This window comes from uncultured Arenimonas sp. (assembly GCF_963976025.1).
Taxonomy (GTDB): domain Bacteria; phylum Pseudomonadota; class Gammaproteobacteria; order Xanthomonadales; family Xanthomonadaceae; genus Arenimonas.
The window spans coordinates 1-4,225 of sequence record NZ_CAXBJS010000212.1 but is presented as its reverse complement, the minus strand read 5'-3'; the positions used below and the strand labels follow the sequence as shown (position 1 = coordinate 4,225).

Sequence of the window (4,225 nt, the reverse complement as noted above, 5' to 3'; positions counted from 1 at the left end):
CCTTGTGGGTTTCAAGGAAGGCGGTGATTTCCGGGTCCACGTCGGTCCAGTCGCCTTTCATGTAAACCGCACCGGCGCGCTCCAGCGAGGCCTTGAAGGCGTCGCGGCCCAGCACGGTGCGTTCGTTGGCCTTGCAGCTCACGCACCAGTCGGCGGTCATGTTCACGAACACCACGCGGCCGTCGCGGCGCAGCTGTTCCAGACGCTGCGCCGAATATTCGACGACGCCTTCGGTGGAAGCTTCGGCGCGAACGGGTACCGGCATGCGCTGCACCGCCACCACCGGCCACAGCGACAGCGCGATCACCAGCGCGGCCAGGGTCTTGGCGGCCACGCCCTTGAAGCGCGCCTTTTCCCACAGCCACAGGCCCAGTCCCAGGCCGACCACGCCGACCAGGGCCAGGCCGATGGCGTCGGCGCCGCGCTGCTTGGCCAGGACCCACAGCAGCCATACGGCGGTGAGGTACATCGGGAAGGCCAGCAGGTGCTTGAAGGTTTCCATCCAGGCGCCGGGTTTGGGCAGCCGCGCCGCCAGCGCCGGCACGAAGCCGATCAACAGGAAGGGCAGGGCAAGGCCCAGGCCCAGCGCCAGGAAAACGCCGATGGCCACGGCCGGCGAGGCCGCGAACGCAAACGCCAGCGCCGAACCCATGAAGGGCGCCGTGCACGGGCTGGCAACCACCACCGCCAGCACGCCGGTGAAGAAGTCGCCGGCCGGGCCGGATTTTTGCGCCAGCGACTGGCCGGTGCCGGCGAGGGTGGCGCCGAAGGCGACCACGCCCGACAGCGACAGGCCGATGGCCACCATCACCAGCGCCAGCGCCGTGATCACCCCCGGCTGCTGCAGCTGGAAGCCCCAGCCCAGGGCCAGGCCGGCCTGGCGCAGCGCCAGCGCCGCGGCGCCGACCGCGGCGAAGCTGGCCAGCACGCCGGCCGTGTACCAAAGCGCCTGCGAACGGGCCTTGCGGCGGTCGCCGCCACCCTGGGCCAGCGACAGTGCCTTGAGCGAAAGCACCGGCAGCACGCAGGGCATCAGGTTGAGGATGACGCCGCCGCCCAGGGCCAGCAGCAGGGCCAGCCACAGCGTGGTCGCACCGGCCTGCCCGGGTGGGAGGGACTTCAGCCCCGATTCTTCCGGGGTACCGGTCGGGACTGAAGTCCCTCCCACGGTTCCGCCGGCCGGCAGCTCCAGCGCCACTTCGCGGGTCATCGGCGGATAGCAGATGCCGTCGGTCTGGCAGCCCTGGAAGGTGGCGACCACGGTCAGCGGCGTGGCCTCGGTGTGCTGCCGGAACAGCGGCAGCGGCGCCTCGACCTGGTCGAAGAACACCTGGACGTCGCCGAAGTGTTCGTCGAAATGCGCGGTGGACGCGGGCCAGGCGATCGCGCCGGCCGACACACCCTCGCCCCGCACCTCGACGCTGCTGCGGTCGCGATAGAGGTAATAGCCCGGCGCCGGCGTGAAGCGAAGCAAGAGCTGGTTGGGCCCGCCGACGATGGCTTCAAAGCGGAAGGCTTCTTCCTCAGGCAGCGGCAGCGCATCGCTGGCGCCGGTGGCGGCGCCAAAGACGTTGTTGCCGCGCGGGCCCAGCAGGTCCAGGCCGGCGGCCGGTGCCTCGCCGGCCGCGGCCGTGGGCAAGGACACGCGCAGGGTCTTGCTGTGCGGCGGATAGCAGATGCCCAGGTCGGCGCAGCCCTGGTACTTCACTTTCAGCTCGACGACGGTGGTGCCGTCGGCCGCGGCGCCGGTCAGGACGCCGGTGACGGCGTCGCGGTAGGTTTCGACGTCGCCGAAAAATTCATCGGTGTAGGCAATGCCGTCGGGCAACTCGAGCGGATTGACCTTGAAACCCGGGGACAACACCTCGGCGCCCATGCGGTGCCGGTACAGGTAATAGCCGTCGGCGATTTCCCAGTGCAGCTCGATGCGGCCGCGTTCGCTGGCGGTCGCGGTCAGCGCGAAGGCCTCGTCGATGGGCAGCAGGTCGGCCTCGTCCACGGCCTGGGCCATGGGGGCGAAACTCAGGGCGGCCAGCAAGGCCAGAAGCCAACGGGTCATGCGGGATCTCGTTCGGGCGGTGGGGGCGGACGCCTGGGCGCCGCCCCTGTCGGACCGACAGTATCCCCGGAAGTTCGCGGCCCTGGCGAGGCCGCGAACGAAACGCTCAGGCGCGCGTGGTCATGGACTCGACAAAATCCACCAGCGGCTGCTGTTCCGGGTTGCGCAGCGAGCGGAAGGCCACCAGCAGGCGCTCTTCCAGCCCGCACTGGGCGTAGAAGTTGAGCATCATCGCCGGTGTTTCCTGCGAATCGTCCTCGCTGCCGCCGCCCACCCAGCGGCCGCCCCGTGGCGAGCCATTCGAAGCTGACCGCCGTGGCCATGGCGATCTTGGCCATGTTGTCGGTGGTTGGCCGGGCGCCGTCCTTGCGTTCCCACTGCGCCACCGCGCTGCGGGCCACGCCGACCGCGAAGGCCAGCTCCGACTGCGACAAGGACGCGCCCCGGCGCGCCTGCCTGATTCGATTGAATAGATGTGTCATTGGATGTTTCCCCGAAAAGGTCCTGCAAGGATCCGTGATGCCCGGTTTTTCTAACCAGGTCAGCACAACTGTCCGGAACCGGTGCATCTGCCCTAACCACCCCCTTGGCAAGTGGGCAGGCACCGGAGTTTCCGGATGGGCGGTAAGCCCTGCTTAGCAGGACGCCGCCGATGTGGGTGCTTTTGGCACCGTCCCGGGCGTTGACCCCGGACCCCGTCGCCGTGCTCTAGTCACACCGAAGCCCTTGTTATGCGGGGCTTTTGCTGTGTCCGGGCCGGTCGTTGGGCACTGCCCGATTGTAGAACCAAGCGCGGCCTGGAAAGCAACACTTCCCGGGGGGGGGGATGAATGAAGAAGTGGTGCGCGGTACTGGCGGCGACCTGGGGGCTGGACCTTGCCCTGCGATGGCAGGGGCACCTGGCGGCATCGTCGGTCCCGGGCGTGCCGCTTTGGGCAGGCCTGCAGCTGGTGTCGGTGCCGGGCGCCGGGCTGCGGTTTACCGGCCTGGGCGCCCTGTCTTCGGCCGCGGTGCTGCTTTCGCTGGCCCTGCTGCTGGCCGGGGCCTTCGTGCTGGCCCAGGCCGTGTTCGACCTGCCCCGCGACCGGTTCTGCCACGCGGGCCTGCTGTCCGCCCTGGGGGTGGTGGCCTGGACCGGCCTGGACCTGGCCGAAAGCCTGGTCTACGGCGGCCGCATCGAGACCCTGGCCTGGCAGGCCGGCGGCCCCGCGACCCGCTATTTCGGCCTGGGCGACCTGGTGCTGCCCCTGCTGCTGGCCACGCTGGCGGCCTGCTGGGTGGTCCAGCTGTGGCGGAGGCTGCGCCGGGGGGCTTGAAAGGCAGGGCCCGGGCCCCATCTAACCGGGGCCGCGGCGCTTCCGGTGCAACCGGCGCGCGCGTATCATTGGCACTCACCGGGGCCGAGTGCTAACAGCACAGGCCCATGTTGTTGAAACTAAAGGACTAACGAGGACACTCATGAACATCAAGCCGCTCTACGACCGCGTGGTCATCAAGCGTATGGAAGAGGAAAAGATGTCCGCTGGCGGCATCGTCATCCCGGACTCGGCCACCGAAAAGCCGATCAAGGGTGAAGTGGTCGCCGTCGGCGCCGGCAAGGCGCTCGACAACGGCACGACCCGCACCCCGTCGGTGAAGGTCGGCGACAAGGTGCTGTTCGGCAAGTACTCGGGCACCGAAGTGAAGCTCGACGGCACCGAGTTCCTGGTGGTCAAGGAAGACGACATCCTCGCCATCCTCGGCTGATAACGCGCCTTTCGCGCGACCAGTCATCCCCCTCAATTCAAAGCATCCGGAGATATACAGAAATGGCAGCCAAGGAAATTCGTTTTGGTGAAGACGCCCGCGCGCGCATGGTGAAGGGCGTCAACACCCTCGCCAACGCCGTCAAGGCCACCCTGGGCCCGAAGGGCCGCAACGTCGTGCTCGACAAGAGCTTCGGCGCCCCCACGATCACCAAGGACGGCGTCAGCGTCGCCAAGGAAATCGAGCTGGCCGACAAGTTCGAGAACATGGGCGCCCAGATGGTCAAGGAAGTTGCTTCCAAGACCTCCGACATCGCCGGTGACGGCACCACCACCGCCACCGTGCTGGCGCAGGCCCTGATCCGCGAGGGCATGAAGGCGGTCGCCGCCGGCATGAACCCGATGGACCTCAAGCGCGGCA

General features: G+C 68.5%; 5 protein-coding genes and 1 pseudogene. 3 read left to right on the top strand and 3 right to left on the bottom strand.

What is annotated here, in order from left to right; genetic code table 11:
• The 3 genes and pseudogenes from AACZ35_RS12870 to AACZ35_RS12860 form a co-directional block, all read right to left on the bottom strand.
• The coding region (locus AACZ35_RS12870) for a protein-disulfide reductase DsbD (RefSeq protein WP_339829937.1) at positions 1–2,059 on the bottom strand (2,059 nt) is incomplete at its 3' end.
• 106 nt (positions 2,060–2,165) lie between these two features.
• A complete protein-coding gene (locus AACZ35_RS12865; protein ID WP_339829939.1) occupies positions 2,166–2,333 on the bottom strand; it encodes a hypothetical protein in 168 nt (55 codons plus the stop codon).
• Positions 2,334–2,403: 70 nt separating this feature from the next.
• A pseudogene (locus AACZ35_RS12860) lies at positions 2,404–2,541 on the bottom strand (helix-turn-helix domain-containing protein); the annotation flags it as partial.
• 348 nt (positions 2,542–2,889) lie between these two features.
• Here AACZ35_RS12860 and AACZ35_RS12855 point away from each other — a divergent pair.
• The 3 genes from AACZ35_RS12855 to AACZ35_RS12845 form a co-directional block, all read left to right on the top strand.
• Complete coding sequence (locus tag AACZ35_RS12855; RefSeq protein ID WP_339829935.1) at positions 2,890–3,375, top strand: hypothetical protein; 486 nt, start codon at positions 2,890–2,892, stop codon at positions 3,373–3,375.
• Positions 3,376–3,517: 142 nt separating this feature from the next.
• Complete coding sequence (gene groES / locus AACZ35_RS12850; protein WP_339829933.1) at positions 3,518–3,805, top strand: co-chaperone GroES; 288 nt, start codon at positions 3,518–3,520, stop codon at positions 3,803–3,805.
• A gap of 62 nt (positions 3,806–3,867) precedes the next feature.
• On the top strand, positions 3,868–4,225 hold a 358-nt coding region (locus AACZ35_RS12845), incomplete at its 3' end, for a TCP-1/cpn60 chaperonin family protein (protein ID WP_339829931.1).

Excerpts from the sequence above, each read along its gene's own strand:
- AACZ35_RS12855 (WP_339829935.1), top strand. The coding sequence starts at position 2,890 with ATGAAGAAGTGGTGCGCGGTACTGGCGGCGACCTGGGGGCTGGACCTT.
- groES (WP_339829933.1), top strand. The coding sequence starts at position 3,518 with ATGAACATCAAGCCGCTCTACGACCGCGTGGTCATCAAGCGTATGGAA.